This window comes from Streptomyces sp. PsTaAH-124, assembly GCF_000373685.1.
Taxonomy (GTDB): domain Bacteria; phylum Actinomycetota; class Actinomycetes; order Streptomycetales; family Streptomycetaceae; genus Streptomyces; species Streptomyces andamanensis.
In genome coordinates, this window is record NZ_KB892202.1 from 198,166 (window position 1) to 212,729 (window position 14,564).

At 74.5% G+C, this 14,564-nt stretch carries 13 protein-coding genes and 1 pseudogene; 6 read left to right on the top strand and 8 right to left on the bottom strand.

From position 1 onward, the window contains the following. The first annotated feature begins 301 nt into the window (after nt 1-301). The 3 genes and pseudogenes from B086_RS0130820 to B086_RS41250 form a co-directional block, all read left to right on the top strand. Nucleotides 302-727, top strand: coding sequence for a MerR family transcriptional regulator (locus B086_RS0130820; RefSeq protein ID WP_018570289.1), 426 nt, complete (start codon nt 302-304; stop codon nt 725-727). Continuing rightward, complete coding sequence (locus B086_RS0130825; protein WP_018570290.1) at nt 724-1,167, top strand: carboxymuconolactone decarboxylase family protein; 444 nt, start codon at nt 724-726, stop codon at nt 1,165-1,167. Before B086_RS0130820 ends, B086_RS0130825 begins: the two co-directional genes overlap by 4 nt. A gap of 50 nt (nt 1,168-1,217) precedes the next feature. Next, nucleotides 1,218-1,652, top strand: a pseudogene (locus tag B086_RS41250) (DUF6314 family protein); the annotation flags it as partial. A 114-nt stretch (nt 1,653-1,766) separates the two neighbouring features. Here B086_RS41250 and B086_RS0130835 read toward each other — a convergent pair. Both B086_RS0130835 and B086_RS0130840 read right to left on the bottom strand, forming a co-directional pair. Further along, entirely contained in the window at nt 1,767-2,204 is a 438-nt protein-coding gene (locus B086_RS0130835) for a GNAT family N-acetyltransferase (RefSeq protein ID WP_018570292.1), read from the bottom strand. A gap of 129 nt (nt 2,205-2,333) precedes the next feature. Further along, nucleotides 2,334-3,779 carry a PLP-dependent aminotransferase family protein gene (locus B086_RS0130840; RefSeq protein WP_026252939.1) on the bottom strand — a complete coding sequence of 482 codons (1,446 nt, stop codon included), beginning with the start codon at nt 3,777-3,779 and terminating at the stop codon, nt 2,334-2,336. Here B086_RS0130840 and B086_RS0130845 point away from each other — a divergent pair. Next, entirely contained in the window at nt 3,778-4,710 is a 933-nt protein-coding gene (locus tag B086_RS0130845) for a DMT family transporter (protein ID WP_018570294.1), read from the top strand. The genes B086_RS0130840 and B086_RS0130845 overlap by 2 nt on opposite strands. A gap of 106 nt (nt 4,711-4,816) precedes the next feature. After that, nucleotides 4,817-5,020: a DUF1918 domain-containing protein gene (locus B086_RS0130850; protein WP_018570295.1), complete on the top strand. Its 204-nt coding sequence runs from the start codon at nt 4,817-4,819 to the stop codon at nt 5,018-5,020. A gap of 120 nt (nt 5,021-5,140) precedes the next feature. Here B086_RS0130850 and B086_RS0130855 read toward each other — a convergent pair whose 3' ends face one another. Beyond that, nucleotides 5,141-6,391, bottom strand: coding sequence for a glycoside hydrolase family 10 protein (locus tag B086_RS0130855; RefSeq protein ID WP_026252940.1), 1,251 nt, complete (start codon nt 6,389-6,391; stop codon nt 5,141-5,143). A 175-nt stretch (nt 6,392-6,566) separates the two neighbouring features. Between B086_RS0130855 and B086_RS0130860 the strand changes: the two genes are divergently transcribed. Further along, nucleotides 6,567-7,427, top strand: coding sequence for a 3-hydroxybutyryl-CoA dehydrogenase (locus tag B086_RS0130860; RefSeq protein WP_018570297.1), 861 nt, complete (start codon nt 6,567-6,569; stop codon nt 7,425-7,427). Nucleotides 7,428-7,511: 84 nt separating this feature from the next. Here B086_RS0130860 and B086_RS0130865 read toward each other — a convergent pair whose 3' ends face one another. From B086_RS0130865 to pheS, 5 genes are all read right to left on the bottom strand, one after another. Continuing rightward, nucleotides 7,512-8,042, bottom strand: a complete 531-nt coding sequence (locus tag B086_RS0130865; RefSeq protein ID WP_078510141.1) for an NUDIX hydrolase — start codon at nt 8,040-8,042, stop codon at nt 7,512-7,514. A gap of 102 nt (nt 8,043-8,144) precedes the next feature. After that, nucleotides 8,145-9,506 (bottom strand): hypothetical protein, encoded by a 1,362-nt coding sequence (locus B086_RS0130870; protein ID WP_018570299.1) that lies wholly within the window; start codon nt 9,504-9,506, stop codon nt 8,145-8,147. A gap of 255 nt (nt 9,507-9,761) precedes the next feature. Then, nucleotides 9,762-10,664: a PP2C family protein-serine/threonine phosphatase gene (locus B086_RS0130875; protein ID WP_234021311.1), complete on the bottom strand. Its 903-nt coding sequence runs from the start codon at nt 10,662-10,664 to the stop codon at nt 9,762-9,764. 134 nt (nt 10,665-10,798) lie between these two features. Beyond that, the gene (gene pheT / locus B086_RS0130880) at nt 10,799-13,303 is read right to left on the bottom strand and encodes a phenylalanine--tRNA ligase subunit beta (RefSeq protein WP_018570301.1); all 2,505 of its coding nucleotides are present in this window, start codon (nt 13,301-13,303) and stop codon (nt 10,799-10,801) included. After that, on the bottom strand, nt 13,303-14,433 hold the full coding sequence (gene pheS, locus B086_RS0130885) for a phenylalanine--tRNA ligase subunit alpha (protein ID WP_026252941.1): 1,131 nt from the start codon (nt 14,431-14,433) through the stop codon (nt 13,303-13,305). Before pheS ends, pheT begins: the two co-directional genes overlap by 1 nt. Nucleotides 14,434-14,564: the final 131 nt, after the last annotated feature.

A 14,564-nucleotide genomic window follows, 5' to 3' on the forward strand; every position in this document is an offset into this window, starting at 1 on the left:
GCGGCGTCTCGTCGGAGGAGGGGAGTTGACTCTCCGCGCGTCGGTGATTCGCCGGCCGGACACCCGGACTTCCCGTCGGCTGTACCGTCGCCCGGAAATGGTGCCGCGAACTCGAATGCGCAGCAGTATTCTCCGGCATCCTGTTTCCGTCAGGGAAACTCGAACCGTCAGGAAAATGATCCGGGGGTTAATTGAATCGGCGCGGGCCGACGGGTCCGCGCCCGGCGCCCGCCGGGGCCGCCGCGGACGCCCCCGAGGCCATGCTTGACCTGGAGCGCGCTCCAGGTTCTACGGTTCTTCCATGACCAGCGGACAGCCCGTCCCGGCGGGACGGGGAACGACTCTGACCATCGCCCAGGTCGCTGAGCGCACGGGCCTCTCGCACGACACCCTGCGCTACTACGAGCGGGCCGGCCTGATCCAGCGGGTCGGCCGCACCACCGGCAACCAGCGGCGGTACGAGGCGGCGGACCTGGCCTGGCTGGAGTTCCTGCTGCGGCTGCGCGAGACGGGCATGTCGATCGCCGACATGCAGCGCTTCGCGACGCTGCGGGCCCAGGGCGACGCGACGGTGCCCGAGCGGCTGGCGATGCTCCGCGAGCACCGTGCCGGCCTGGCCGACCGCATCCGGGCACTGCGGCGCAACGCCCACACGCTGGACGACAAGATCGATCACTATGAACGGCTGCTGCACGAGCGGCGGACGGGGACGGAAGAGCGGACATGAGCGAGCACACCACCCGGGACGAGCGCTTCGCCCACGGGCTCGAGGTACTGCGGAGCGTCGACGGCGAGGCGGGGCAGCGGGTCGTCGACTCGCTCGCCGACATCAGCCCCGAGCTGGGCCACCAGATCGTCTCCTGGGGCTTCGGCGAGATCTATGCCCGCGAGGAACTGGCGCCGCGCGACCGCCAGTTGGTGACGCTGGGCATGCTGACCGCGCTCGGCGGCTGCGAGCCCCAGCTGGAGGTGCACGTGAACGCGGCCCTCAACGTGGGCCTCACCCCGGAGCAGATCACCGAGGCGATGCTGCACGCGGCCGGGTACTGCGGCTTCCCCAAGTCCCTCAACGCCACCTTCGTGGCCAAGAAGGTCTTCGCCGAGCGGGGGCTGCTGCCGCTCGGCGAGGGGCGGTCAGGATCCGCGTCCGTCCCTGCCGCATCCTGAAGGGGATGACCCAGGCGGAGCGCGGCGGCGCGCGGACGGAGGCGGGGACGATGGGCGAGTACTGGCCGGTGCCGGACGCGCTGGCCTATCTGGCCGGGCGGTGGCGGGTCGAGCGGGCGGTGCGCGACCTGGCCACCGGTGACGAGGGCGCCTTCACCGGGGTGACCGACTTCGGTGCGCTGGAGGGCGGCGGGCTGCTGCACCACGAGTCGGGCACCTTCGAGTGGCGGGGCACGGCCCGCCCCGCCGAGCGCACCCTGCGCTTCCTGCCCGGCGCCGCGCCGGGCGGCGCGGACGTGCGGTTCGCGGACGGGCGGCCCTTCCACGACCTGGACCTGTCCTCGGGCCGGTACGTCGCCGACCATCCCTGCTCGGCGGACCTCTACCGGGGCGAGTTCACCGTCCGGGACGCCGACCACTGGCGCACGGTGTGGCGGGTGGGCGGCCCGGCGAAGGACCTGGTGCTCACCACCGACTACACCCGGTGCCCGACCGGCCCGGACGGGCCGGACGGCCCCGACGGCTCGGACAGCCCTGGCGGCCCGGACAGCGCGGCCACCCGGGCCGCTCCGGGCGCGGGCGCGGACTGAGGGCGCCGGTCAGCCCAGGGCGAGCGCCATCCACTGGCCGGGCCGCTCCAGCGGCCGGAAGCCGAGCTTCTCGTAGACGCCGTGCGCATCGTCCGTGGCCAGCACGATCCGGCGCACCCCGAGGGGCCGCAGGTGTTCGCGCACAGCGGCGACGAGCGCACTGCCGAGGCCCTTGCCGCGCACGGCCGGATCGATGTACACGTCGCACAGCCAGGCGAAGGTGGTCAGGTCGGTGACGACCCGGGCGTAGCCGACCTGCTCGCCGCGGGCCGTGTCGAACACCCCGAAGTTCAGGGATCCCGCGATGGCCCGGTCCTGTGTCTCGCGCGGGCGGCCGAGCGCCCAGTACGCGTCCGTGGAGAGCCAGCGGTGCACCCGGGCGGCGTCGATGCGGGCGGGGTCGGCGGAGATCTCGTAGCCGTCGGCCGGCTGTGGGATGTCGGTCATGGCGGGAGGCTGCCAGCCCGGGTCCCCGGGTGTCGAGCGGGTTTCACGGCACGCGGGGCCGGGGGCGCGCCCTCCCCCGGCCCCGGTTCCGTACCGGTTGCCGGTTGCCGGTTGCCGGTTGCCGGTTGCTCAGCCGAGCACTTCGGAACAGGCGCTGCGCAGGCGGCGTACTCCCTCGGCGATCTCGGCGCTCCCGCCGACCGCGGCGAAGCTCAACCGGGCGTGCGCGGCCGGGGGTTCGGCACAGAAGTAGGGGCGGCCCGGGGTGAAGGCGACGCCCGCCCGCAGCGCGGCGGCGGTCAGGGCGGTCTCGTCCGCGCCGTCCGGCAGGCGCGGCCACAGGTGGTAGCCGCCGGACGGGACGTGGTCGGGGGCCAGTTCGGGCAGGTGCAGCCGCAGCGCGCTCACCATGGCGTCCCGGCGGACGCGCAACTCGGCCGACAGCGCCCGCAGATGGCGCGGCCAGGCGGGCGAGCCGACCAGTTCGAGGGCCGCCTCCTGGAGCGGCCGGGGCACGAAGAAGGCGTCGACCACCTGGATCGCGCGCAGCCGCTCCAGGACCGGGCCGCGCGCGGCCAGCGCGCTCACCCGGAAGCTGGGCGAGGTCGCCTTGGTCAGCGAGGCGACGTGCACCACCACGCCGTCCGTGTCGTCGGCGGCCAGCGGGGGCGGCGGTGGTCCCGCGTCCTCGTGCACCAGATGCCGTACGAAGTCGTCCTCGACGACGAACGCCCCGGCCGCGCGGGCGGTCCGCAGCACCGCGGCGCGCCGGTCGCGGGCGAGCACCGCGCCGGTGGGGTTCTGGAACAGCGGCTGGCAGACGAAGACCCGCGCGCCGCTCGCCCGGAACGCGTCGGCCAGCAGCTCGGGGCGCACCCCGTCGGCGTCCACCGGCACCGGGACGGGCCGCAGCCCCGCCGACCGGGCGATGGCCAGCATGCCCGGATAGGTCGGAGACTCCACCAGCACCGGCGCGCCGGGCGGCGCCAGGGCGCGCAGGGCGGTGGTGAGCGCCGACTGCCCGCCCGCCGCGATCAGGATCCCGGCCGCGGTGACCGTGCCGCCGGGGCCGCCGATGCTCCGCGCGAACCACTCGCGCAGCTCGGGAAGGCCCTCCAGCGGGGGCCGCCCCCACGCGCCGGGGCGGCGGCCCGCGCGGGCGAGCGCGGCGGACATGGCCCGTTCGGGCTGGAGCGAGGGGTGCGGATAACCGCCGCTGAACTCGATCACGCCGGGCGGCGGCACGGCGAGCGTGGCGGTCACACCGGAGGCGTCCACCGTGCGCGGTACGAGGTCGGCGGCGCCGTCCGCGCTGAGCGCGACGGCCTGCCAGGAGGTGTCCCCGACGGCGGCGGGGGCGGCCGGCCGCGCGGCGCGGAACGCCCCGGCGCCGGGACGGGTGACGACCAGACCCTCGGCCGCCAGGTGCGCCAGGGCGCGGGAGACGGTCACCGGGCTCACCCGGTAGCGCTCCACCAGCGCCCTGCTGGACGGGAGCTTTCCACCGGGCGAGTAGCGGTCCAGCTCCTGCCTAAGGCGCTGGGCCAGCTCTCCCACACTGCTACGCTCATGCATGGAAGCACAGAGTAGCGCTACCGCGCGCGGCCGGATAGCGGTCGACGGCCAGGCCGCTTCGCCGGCCTCCTCCGGGCCCCGGTCCGGTCTCCTCCAGGCGGGCCTCGGCGTCGTCGCCTTCTCGCTCACCTTCCCGGCCACCGCGTGGGGCCTGGAGGGCTTCGGGCCGTGGTCGCTGGTGGCCGTGCGCAGCGTGCTCGCCGCGCTCGTCGCGGGCGGCTGCCTGCTCGCGACGGGGGTGCCGCTGCCCGCGCGCCGCCACTGGCCGGGACTCGCGGTGGTGGGTGCCGGGGTCGTCCTCGGCTTCCCGCTGCTGACCACGCTGGCCCTGCGGACGTCGACGACGGCGCACGCGGCGGTCGTCGTGGGCCTGCTCCCGCTCACCACGGCGCTGCTGTCGGCCCTGCGGGTCGGTGCCCGGCCCTCGCGGACGTTCTGGGCGGCGGCGCTGGCGGGCGCGGCGGCCGTGGTCGCCTTCACCGTGCAGCAGAGCGGCGGCGCGCTGTCGGCCGCCGACGGGTATCTGTTCGCGGCGCTGCTGGTGTGCGCGGCGGGCTACACCGAGGGCGGGCGGCTGGCCCGGATCATGCCGGGCTGGCAGGTGATCGGCTGGGCACTGGTGCTGTGCCTGCCGGTGACCGTGCCGGGGGCCGCGCTGGCGCTGGCGTACGAGCCGGTGCGGCTGGGGGCGCACGCGGTGGCCGGGCTGCTGTGGGTGACGCTGGGCTCGCAGTTCCTCGGGCTGGTCGTCTGGTACCGGGGCATGGCGGCCATCGGCATCCCCAAGGCCAGCCAGTTGCAGCTGGCCCAGCCGCTGCTCACACTGGTGTGGTCGGTGCTGCTGCTCGGCGAGCATCTGACGCCGGCCGCCCCCCTGACGGCCGCCGCCGTGCTCGTGTGCATCGCCGTCACCCAGCGGGCGCGCGGCTGACCGGGCCGCACCGGCGCCGGTCGCACACCAGGTTCCGGCCGCGCTCCGCGCCGTAGACTCGGGAGCGAGGACCGCAGCTCCCCCGCATGGTGAGGAGGCCCCGCAGATGCGCGCAGCCAAAGGCGACCAGCTCGTGCAGCACGGCCGGGTGGTCGGCCAGCACGACCAGGTCAGCGAAGTGGTCGAAGTGATGGGCACGGAGGGCAGCCCGCCCTACCGCGTCCGGTTCGAGGACGGGCACGAGGCCGTGATGTCACCGGGCCCCGACTGCCAGATCCGTCATCACGAGGAACCCCGGCACCAGCACTAGCACCAGCACCAGCGGTGACCGGCGCGGATCCGCCGCGCGAGCCCGGCCGCCCGGACGCGTTGCGCCGCGACCGGGTCCGGGCGGATCCGCGTCCAGAGAATCCCGCCGGACGGCCCCGGCTCAGTGCGGGGGCCGCGCCGGCTGCCGGTAGTGACCGGCGACGACCCGCGCCATCGCCCCGGCCGGGTCGGCGGCGACCTCCTTGGCGGAGAAGAACACATGCCCGCGCACCTGCGGGTACTTCTTCGCCAGGGTGAGGTGCCGGGACAGCTCGTCCGGGTCCCGCCAGGCGGTGCCCTGACTCGCGTCCCCCTCCTTGTACAGCGCCTCGCCCACGTACAGCTGGGTGCGGCTGCCCCGCGCCACCTCGGCCCACCAGGGCACCAGCGCGGCGTAGTCGGCGGCGCTCTGGCCGATGTTCCAGTACAGCTGCGGGACGATGTAGTCGATCCAGCCCTCGCGCACCCAGCGGCGGGTGTCCGCGTACAGGTCGTCGTACGTCTGGACGCCCGCCCTGGTGGCCGAACCGCGTGAGTCCGTCGAGCCGTTGCGCCAGACACCGAACGGGCTGATCCCGAACCGGGTGCCGGGCCTGGTCCGGGCGACGCCGGCCGCCATCTCCCGCACCAGCCGGTCGATGTTGTCGCGCCGCCAGGCGGCCCTGCTCGCGAAGCCGCCGCCGTGGCGGGCGTACGCGGCGGCGTCGTCGAAGGTCCGCCCGGCCACCGGGTACGGGTAGAAGTAGTCGTCGAAGTGGACGCCGTCGACGGGATAGCGGCGGACCGCGTCGAGCATCGCCTCCTGCACGAAGGCGCGCACCTCGGGCAGCCCCGGGTTGTAGTAGAGCTTCCCGCCGTAGGGCACCGTCCAGCCGGGGTGCTTGCGGGCCGGGTGGGAGGCGGCGAGCCGGGACGGGTCCTCCTCCAGCGCCACCCGGTACGGGTTGAACCAGACGTGCAGCCGGAGCCCCCGGGCGTGCGCCTCCGTGACGGCGGTGCCCAGCGGGTCCCAGCCGGGGTCCTTGCCCTGGGTGCCGGTGAGGAACCGCGACCAGGGCTCGTAGGGCGAGGGCCACAGCGCGTCGGCGGCGGGCCGCGCCTGGAAGATCACCGTGTTGAGGCGGCGGCGCACCGCCGCGTCGAGCAGCGCGGTCAGCTCGCCGCGCTGGCGGGCCACGGTCAGTCCGGTGCGCGAGGGCCAGTCCCGGTTGGCCACGGTCGCCAGCCACATGCCGCGCATCTCGGTGGTGGTGCGCCCGCCGCGGGCGCCCGCGGGCGTGCCGGGCGGCTGGGGCGCCGCCGTCGCGCCCGGCGACACCGCCAGCGTCGACAGGGCGGCCACGGTGAACGCCCTCCGTGTCACTCGGCCCATCCGCAAACCCCCAGTACGCCGTGGATCCGCGCCGTCACGGACCGTGCACCGGGACAGCATGCACGACCCGGCCCGCCGATCGGCGGCACGACGGGGGTAACGTGCTCGATCGGAGCAGGCACCGCACACATGGGCCGCCTGCCACACGCCGAAGATCAGCAGCGAAAGGGACGATGTGACCGACATCGAACGCGTCGGAGTGGTGGGCTGCGGCCAGATGGGTGCGGGCATCGCCGAGGTGTGCGCACGGGCCGGCCTGGACGTGAAGGTCGCCGAGACCACCGGCGAGGCCCTGGAGATCGGCCGGACCCGGCTGTTCAACTCCCTGGCCAAGGCGGCCGAGCGCGGCAAGATCAGCGAGGAGGAGCGGGACGCCACCCAGGCGCGCCTCTCCTTCACCACCGACCTCGGCGAGTTCGCCGACCGCGATCTGGTGATCGAGGCCGTGGTGGAGAACGAGCAGGTCAAGACCGAGATCTTCCAGGTCCTCGATCAGGTGGTGACCCGCCCGGACGCGATCCTGGCGTCCAACACCTCCTCGATCCCGCTGGTCAAGCTGGCGGTCGCCACCGCCCGCCCCGACCACGTCATCGGCATCCACTTCTTCAACCCGGCCCCCGTGCAGCAGCTGGTCGAGCTGATCCCGGCGCTCACCACCTCCGAGGGCACCCTGAGCCGGGCGCAGCTGTTCACCGAGAAGGTGCTCGGCAAGCACGCGATCCGCGCCCAGGACCGCTCCGGCTTCGTGGTCAACGCGCTGCTGATCCCCTATCTGCTCTCCGCGATCCGGATGTTCGAGTCGGGCATCGCCAGCCGCGAGGACATCGACAACGGCATGGAGCTGGGCTGCGCCCACCCGATGGGCCCGCTGAAGCTGTCCGACCTGATCGGCCTGGACACGGTCGCCTCCGTCGCGTACTCGATGTACGAGGAGTACAAGGAGCCCCTGTACGCCGCTCCCCCGCTGCTCCAGCGGATGGTGGACGCGGGCCGGCTCGGGCGCAAGAGCGGGTCGGGGTTCTACACCTACGGCTGACGTACGTACCTCTGCGGCGGGCGCGCGGGAGCCGCGGCGCCGGATGCGGGCCCGGCACCGGGAAGGCTGCCGGGCCCGCGGCGTTCAGCCGCCCGCGCGGTGGTGCAGCAGGAGCAGCGCGGCGGCCATCCCGGCGGCCGGGACCTCGCCGCGGGCGATCAGGTCGGGGACGAGTTTGAGCGGGACCCATTCGCGGCGCTCGGACTCGAAGGCGTCCACCGGCTCTCCGGTGTACTCGCCCTCGTCGGACCAGTAGATGTGGTGCCGGGCGTCGGTGAGGCCGTTGGACGGTTCGACGGTCATCAGATGGTGCAGGCGGCCCGGCCGCCAGCCGGTCTCCTCCTCCAGTTCCCGGGCGGCGGCGCGGGCGATGTCCTCGCCGTCCTCGACGACACCCGCCGCGAGTTCCCAGCCCCAGCTGTCGGTGATGAAGCGGTGGCGCCACAGGAGCAGGACCTCGCCCGCCTCGTTCACCACGGTGGCGGCGGCCACCGGCCGCAGCCGTATCAGGAAGTGGTCGAGATGCCGGCCGTCCGGGAGCGCCACATCCGCGAGGTTGACGGTGAACCAGCGGTTTTCATACACCTTTTGTTCGTTCTCTTTCGTCCACTGCACGGTTCTGCCACCTTCCGTCGGGTCAGTGGCAATATCGCAGCCGGGCTCCTACGGCAGGCAGGCGCACGGCGAGCCGCGCGCGGAGCAGCGGCGGGCGCAGGGTCAGCGGGCCGTGACCCCGGTGGACAGGGGCACGCGCAGCGCCCCGTCGATGAGTTCGGCCGCCTCGGCGGTGCCCGCGCAGCCGCTGCGCAGCAGATGCCCGCGCACCGCCCGCAGCCGGTCCCGCAGCCGCTGGGACTCCATCCCGCGGGCCTGCTCGGTCATCAGCACCGCCGTCGCCACCGCCTTGTCCGCGTCCCCGCGGCGCAGTTCGACCGTGCTCAGCATGGCGAGCCGGTGCACCCGGCCCCGGTCGTGCGCCGGGTTGTGCACGGCCGCCGCCGCGTGCTCCTCGGCGGCGGCCAGTTCCCCGAGGCTGAGCAGCGCCTCCGCCACCTGCACATTGACCAGACCCGGCTGGACATAGCCGGTCTCGTCGGGTTCGTGCCCGCGCCGGATGCGTTCGGCGGCCTGCTCGGCGCGGGCGATGCAGGACAGCGCGCCGCTGCCGTCCCCGAGGTGGGCGTACGCCTTGCCCTGCATCGCGTGGAGGTCGGAGGCGAGGGCGGGCGTGATGTGCCGGCCCGCCGTGCGCAGCGCCGCCTCGGCGAAGGCGACGGCCTGCCGGTACTCCGTCATGAACAGCGCCTGGTTGACCAGCAGCGCTATCACGTACGCGCCCAGGCCCCGGTCCCCGCTGGCCTTGGCCAGACGCAGCGCCTGGTGGAAGTAGCGCTGGGCCAGGCCGTGCGCGTCGGAGTCGTAGGCGCAGATGCCCGCGACGGCGACCAGACCGCCGGTGGCCCGGTGCAGCAGGCGGCCGGTGGCGTCGGTGTAGCCGCCGCGCAGCAGCGGGGCCGCCTCGGCGGTGAGGAAGCCCACGATCCGGCCGTGCGTCGCCACCCCGCCGGTCTTGCGGTACATCTGCTCGTAGTGCGCGCGGGCCGCGCGCAGCATCTCGATGTCGGCCGCGGTGACCCGGTGCCGGCCGCCCCGGGAGACGTCGACGTCCTCGGGCGGGTTCTCCCACTCCCACACCGGCATCACCGCGGGGGTGCCGGTGACGGCGGGTGCGCCCAGGAGGTGCGGGCGCCGCTGCTCGTCGCAGCGCCACAGGGCGGTGGCCCGCTCGACGAAGCCGGACAGGGAGGTGCCGTGCGCGGCGGACGGCTCGCCGGGCACGCCCAGGCCGATGTCGTCGAGGGTGACGGTGCGGTGCAGCCGGGCGGCCAGCACCTCGCAGATCAGGTCGGGCACCTGGCCCCGGGGCCGCTGGCCCTTCAGCCAGCGCGCCACGGCGGTGTGTTCGTAGCGGAGCGCGAGACCGCGCGCCCGGCCGGCCTGGTTGACGTGCGCGGCGAGACCTGCGTGCGAGACGCCCGCCTCGTCGAGGATCGCGTCGAGCAGTGTGTTGGGCTGCATGTCGGCCCCCCGGGTGGCTCGGTGCGGACAGCGTAGTGCGCGGCGGTTCACACGGGGTGTGAACGGAGTGCGCGCATCCGCACGGTGCGCGCGCTGTCGCTCAGCGTGGGCGGCCGGTTGACTGAGATGCCTCGTCAAGAGGCCGGCCGGGCCGCCGCCTCCCCCTCGTACAGTGCGGCGGCCCGCCACACGCCGCCCGCCCCGCCGTCTGCCCGACGCTCCGAGGCGGGGCGGGCGGCGGCCAACGGCGCGGCGCTACGGCGGAGTCGTGCCGCTTCCGTCGCCCCGGCCGTTGCGGATCACGAGGACGGCCGCGTCGTCCGCGGGGCAGGGGCCGGTGTGTCCCAGCAGCCGGGTGAAGACGGCCCGCAGCAGCACGGGCGCCGGGAGCGGGCCGAGGCGGGCGGTCTGCGCGAGCACCGCCCGCAGCGGGAAGAACCGGCCCCGGGCGTCCCGGGCGTCCGCCACTCCGTCGGTGTGCAGGAGCAGGGTCTCGCCGGGCCGCAGCGGGCCGAGGTCCGTCGCGGGCAGCGCGGCCGGCAGCGGGAACAGGCCCAGCGGCGGCAGCGGTTCGGCCCGGGACACGGGCTGGGCCGCCGTCCCGCTCAGCCGGTACGGCCACGGGTGCCCGCAGTTGAGGGCGCGCAGGGAGCCGTCCTCGGCGATCTCCGCCAGGAGCACGGTGACGAAGTCCTCGGCGGCCGGTCGGCTCGGATCGTCCCGGTCGCGCCGGTGGCGGGCCAGCGCCCGGTCCAGGCGGCGCAGCACTCCGGCGAGGTCGGGTTCGTCGTGGGCGGCCTCACGGAAGCTGCCGAGCACGATGGCGGCGGTGCCGAGAGCGGCGAGGCCGTGGCCGCGGACGTCGCCCATGACCAGGCGTACGCCGTGCTCGGTGGCGCTCACCTCGTACAGGTCACCGCCGACGGCCGCGCCCCGGTCCGCGGAGAGCTGGGCCGCCGCCACGTCGAGCCCGGCGATCCGGGGCGGCAGGGGGCGCAGCAGCGCGCTCTGCGCGGCGCCCGCGACCGCGCGCGCCTGGCGCAGCTCGCGCAGCATGGTCCGCCGGGCGCGCAGGAAGAGGCCGGTGCAGGTGCCCACGGCCAGGAAGACGGCGCCGGAGCGCACCCCGCGCGGAGAGCCAGCCCTGATGCGGATCATGACCATGGCCCCCCAAGAGGCGCTGACAGCGCGGACCGGCCCCGAGGGGGCCGGTCCGATTCTGTCGATCTCGAAAGGGTGCAGGGCCGGATCACCGGCCCTGCCACCCGAACGAGTGAGCCGGGGGCCGGGGCCTAGCTCCGCAGCTCCGCACCGGTGCGCTCGGCGGCCAGGGCCACCGCGGCGTCGCGGGCGGCGGACGCCTCGTCCACCGTCAGGGTGCGGTCGGGGGCGCGGAAGCGCAGGGCGTACGCCAGCGACTTGCGTCCCTCGCCGAGCTGCTCGGCGTTCTCGTAGATGTCGAACAGCCGCAGGGACTCCAGGAGTTCACCCGCGCCCTCGCGCAGCGCGGCCTCGACCTCGGCGGCCGGGACCGGCCGGTCCACGACCAGGGCGACGTCCTGGGTGGCCACCGGGAACGTGGAGATCCGCGGCGCCTGCAACAGGCCCTCCCCGGCCCGCTGGAGCAGGTCGAGGTCGATCTCCGTCGCGCAGGTGCGCTCCGGCAGGTGCATCGCCTTGACCACCCGCGGGTGCAGCTCGCCGGCGTGGCCGACGAGCGTCTCGGCGCCGTCCACCTCGGCGTACAGCGCGGCGCACCGGCCGGGATGCCAGGGGGTGTGCTGGTCGGCGCGGACGCTCAGTTCCACCCCGGCCTCGCGGGCAACGGTGCGTGCCGCCTCGACGGCGTCCGCCCAGTCGGACGGGCGGCCCTTGCCCCACCAGCCGGTCTGCTCGCGGGCTCCGGCGAGCACCACGGCGGCCCGGCGGGGCTGGCGCGGCAGCGCCGCGTCCAGGGCGGCGAGCTGCTCGTCGGTGGGCCTGCGGTCGGCGGGCAGCACGGCCGCCGCCGGCTCCTCGCCGGTGGGCCGGAAGACCAGGCCGGTCTCGAACAGGGCCAGGTCGTGGCCGCCGCGCCCGTCGTTGCGGCGCAGCGCGCCGAGCAGCCCCGGCAGCAGCGTCGTGCGCAGGGCGGGCTCCTCGTCGGAGAGCGGGTTGACGAGGGTGACCCGGCGGCGGCGCGGGTCGTCGGCCTCCAGGCCGAGCTGGTCGAGGACGGCCTCGCCGATGAACGGGTAGTTCAGCGCCTCGACGTAACCGGCCCCGGCCAGCGCGCGGCCGACGCGGCGGTGCAGCCGCTGACGTTCGGTCAGGCCGCGGCCGGGCAGCGGGCGGGGCAGCGTGGAGGGCAGGTTCTCGTAGCCCTCCAGCCGGATGACCTCTTCGGCCAGGTCGTTCGGGTCGGTCAGGTCGGGCCGCCAGGACGGCACCGTGACGATCAGCTCGTCCTGGCCGTACACGTCGCAGCCGACCTGCTGGAGCCGCCGTACGACGGTCTCCCGGCCGTAGGCGACGCCCGCGACCTTGTCCGGGTGGTCGGCCGGGATCGTGATGGTGCGCGGCGCGGCCGGCGCGACGATCTCGGTGACGCCCGCCTCGGCGGTGCCGCCCGCGAGCAGGACCAGCAGGTCCACGGTGCGCTGGGCGGCGGCGGAGGCGGCCTGCGGGTCGACCCCGCGCTCGAAGCGGCGGGACGCCTCGGAGGACAGCTTGTGCCGACGGGCGGTGCGCGCGACGGCGACCGGGTCGAAGTGCGCGGCCTCGACGACGACCTCGGTGGTGGTGCCCTCGGTGTCGTCGATCTCGGTGTTGGCGCCGCCCATGACGCCCGCGAGCCCGATCGGGCCGCGGTCGTCGGTGATGACCAGGTCCTCGGCGGACAGCGTGCGCGTGACGCCGTCGAGCGTGGTGAGCTGCTCGCCGCGCTCGGCCCGGCGCACACCGATGGTGCCCTGGACGCGGGAGCGGTCGTAGGCGTGCAGCGGCTGGCCCAGCTCCAGCATCACGTAGTTGGTGATGTCCACGGCGAGCGAGATCGGGCGCATGCCGGCCTTCTGGAGGCGGCGGCGCAGCCAGATCGGGGAGCGCGCCTCGGGGTCGAGGCCGGTCACCGTGCGCGCGGTGAAGCGGTCGCAGCCGAACGGGTCGGCGATCTTCACCGGGTGCCCGAAGGCGTTCGGCGCCGGTACGTCCAGCAGGGCCGGGTCGAGCAGCGGGCGGCCGTAGGCGATGGCGGCCTCGCGGGCCACGCCGCGGATCGACAGGCAGTAGCCGCGGTCGGGGGTGACCGCGATGTCCAGCACCTCGTCGACGAGCTGTAGCAGCTCGATGGCGTCGGTGCCCACCTCGTGCTCGGGCGGCAGCACGATGATGCCGTGCGTGCCGTCGTCGCCCATGCCGAGTTCGTCGGTGGAGCAGATCATGCCGTGCGAGACCCTGCCGTAGGTCTTGCGGGCGCTGATCGAGAAGCCGCCGGGCAGGGTGGCGCCGGGCAGCACGACGACGACCTTGTCGCCGACGGCGAAGTTGCGGGCGCCGCAGACGATCTCCTGCGGCTCGCCGGTGCCGTTGGCCCGGCCGACGTCGACGGTGCAGAAGCGGATCGGCTTCTTGAAGCCCTCCAGCTCCTCGATGGTGAGCACCTGGCCGACGACGAGCGGCCCCTTGAGGTCGGCGCCGAGCTGCTCGACGGTCTCGACCTCCAGGCCGGCCGGAATGAGCTTGGCCTGGACGTCGCGCCCGGTCTCCGTCGCCGGCAGGTCGACGTACTCCCGCAGCCAAGAAAGCGGGACCCGCATCAGATCTCCATCCCGAACGGCCGGGTGAACCGGACGTCACCCTCGACCATGTCTCGCATGTCTTCGACGTTGTGGCGGAACATCAGCATCCGCTCGATGCCGAACCCGAAGGCGAATCCGCTGTACTTCTCGGGGTCCACACCGCAGGCGGTGAGCACCCGGGGGTTGACCATGCCGCAGCCGCCCAGCTCGATCCAGCCCTCGGAGGAGCAGGTGCGGCAGGGGCGGTCGGGGTTGCCGACGGACTCGCCGCGGCAGACGTAGCACACCATGTCCATCTCGGCGGACGGCTCGGTGAACGGGAAGAAGTTCGGCCGCAGCCGGGTCTTCATGCCCTCGCCGAACAGCGACTGGACCATGTGATCCAGGGTGCCCTTGAGGTCGGCCATGGTCAGGCCCTCGTCCACGGCCAGCAGCTCGACCTGGTGGAAGACCGGGGTGTGGGTGGCGTCCAGCTCGTCGGTGCGGTACACCCGGCCGGGGCAGATCACATAGACCGGCAGCTCGCGCTCCAGCAGGGAGCGGGCCTGCACGGGCGAGGTGTGGGTGCGCAGGACGAGACCGGAGTCGGCGGCGCCGGAGCCCTCGCCGGCGCCGCGCACGAAGAACGTGTCGTGCTCGCTGCGCGCCGGGTGGTCCGGGCCGATGTTCAGGGCGTCGAAGTTGAACCACTCCGCCTCGACCTCGGGGCCCTCGGCGACCTCGTAGCCCATGGCGACGAAGATGTCCTCGATGCGCTCCGAGAGCGTGGTCAGCGGGTGGCGGGCGCCGGCCGGTACGCGGTCGTAGGGCAGCGTGACGTCGACGGCCTCCTCGACCAGCACGCGGGTGTCCCGCTCGGCCTCCAGCTCGCCCTGGCGGGCGGCGAGGGCCTTGTTCACCGCGCCGCGGGCCATGCCGACGCGCTTGCCCGCGTCCGCCTTGGCGTGCGGGGGCAGGGCGCCGATCTCCCGGTTGGCGAGCGCCAGCGGCGAGGCCGGGCCGGTGTGGGCGACCTTGGCCTCGTGGAGCGCGTCGAGCGAGTCCGCGGCGGCGAAGGCGGCGAGCGCCTCGTCCCGCATGCGCTCGATCTCTTCCGGTTTCAACGCCTCGACCTCGACAGGGTCGTACGACTTATTCGGTGCCGACATCTCTTCCCGTGCTTCCGATTGTCTTCCAGCTGCCGCTGGGAGGTGCCACCAGGCTGACGGTCCCCGTCACCGACCCATGGACGAATCGTCTCCGTTTCTGGGACGCAAAGGTGCCAAAGGCCGAGTCTAAC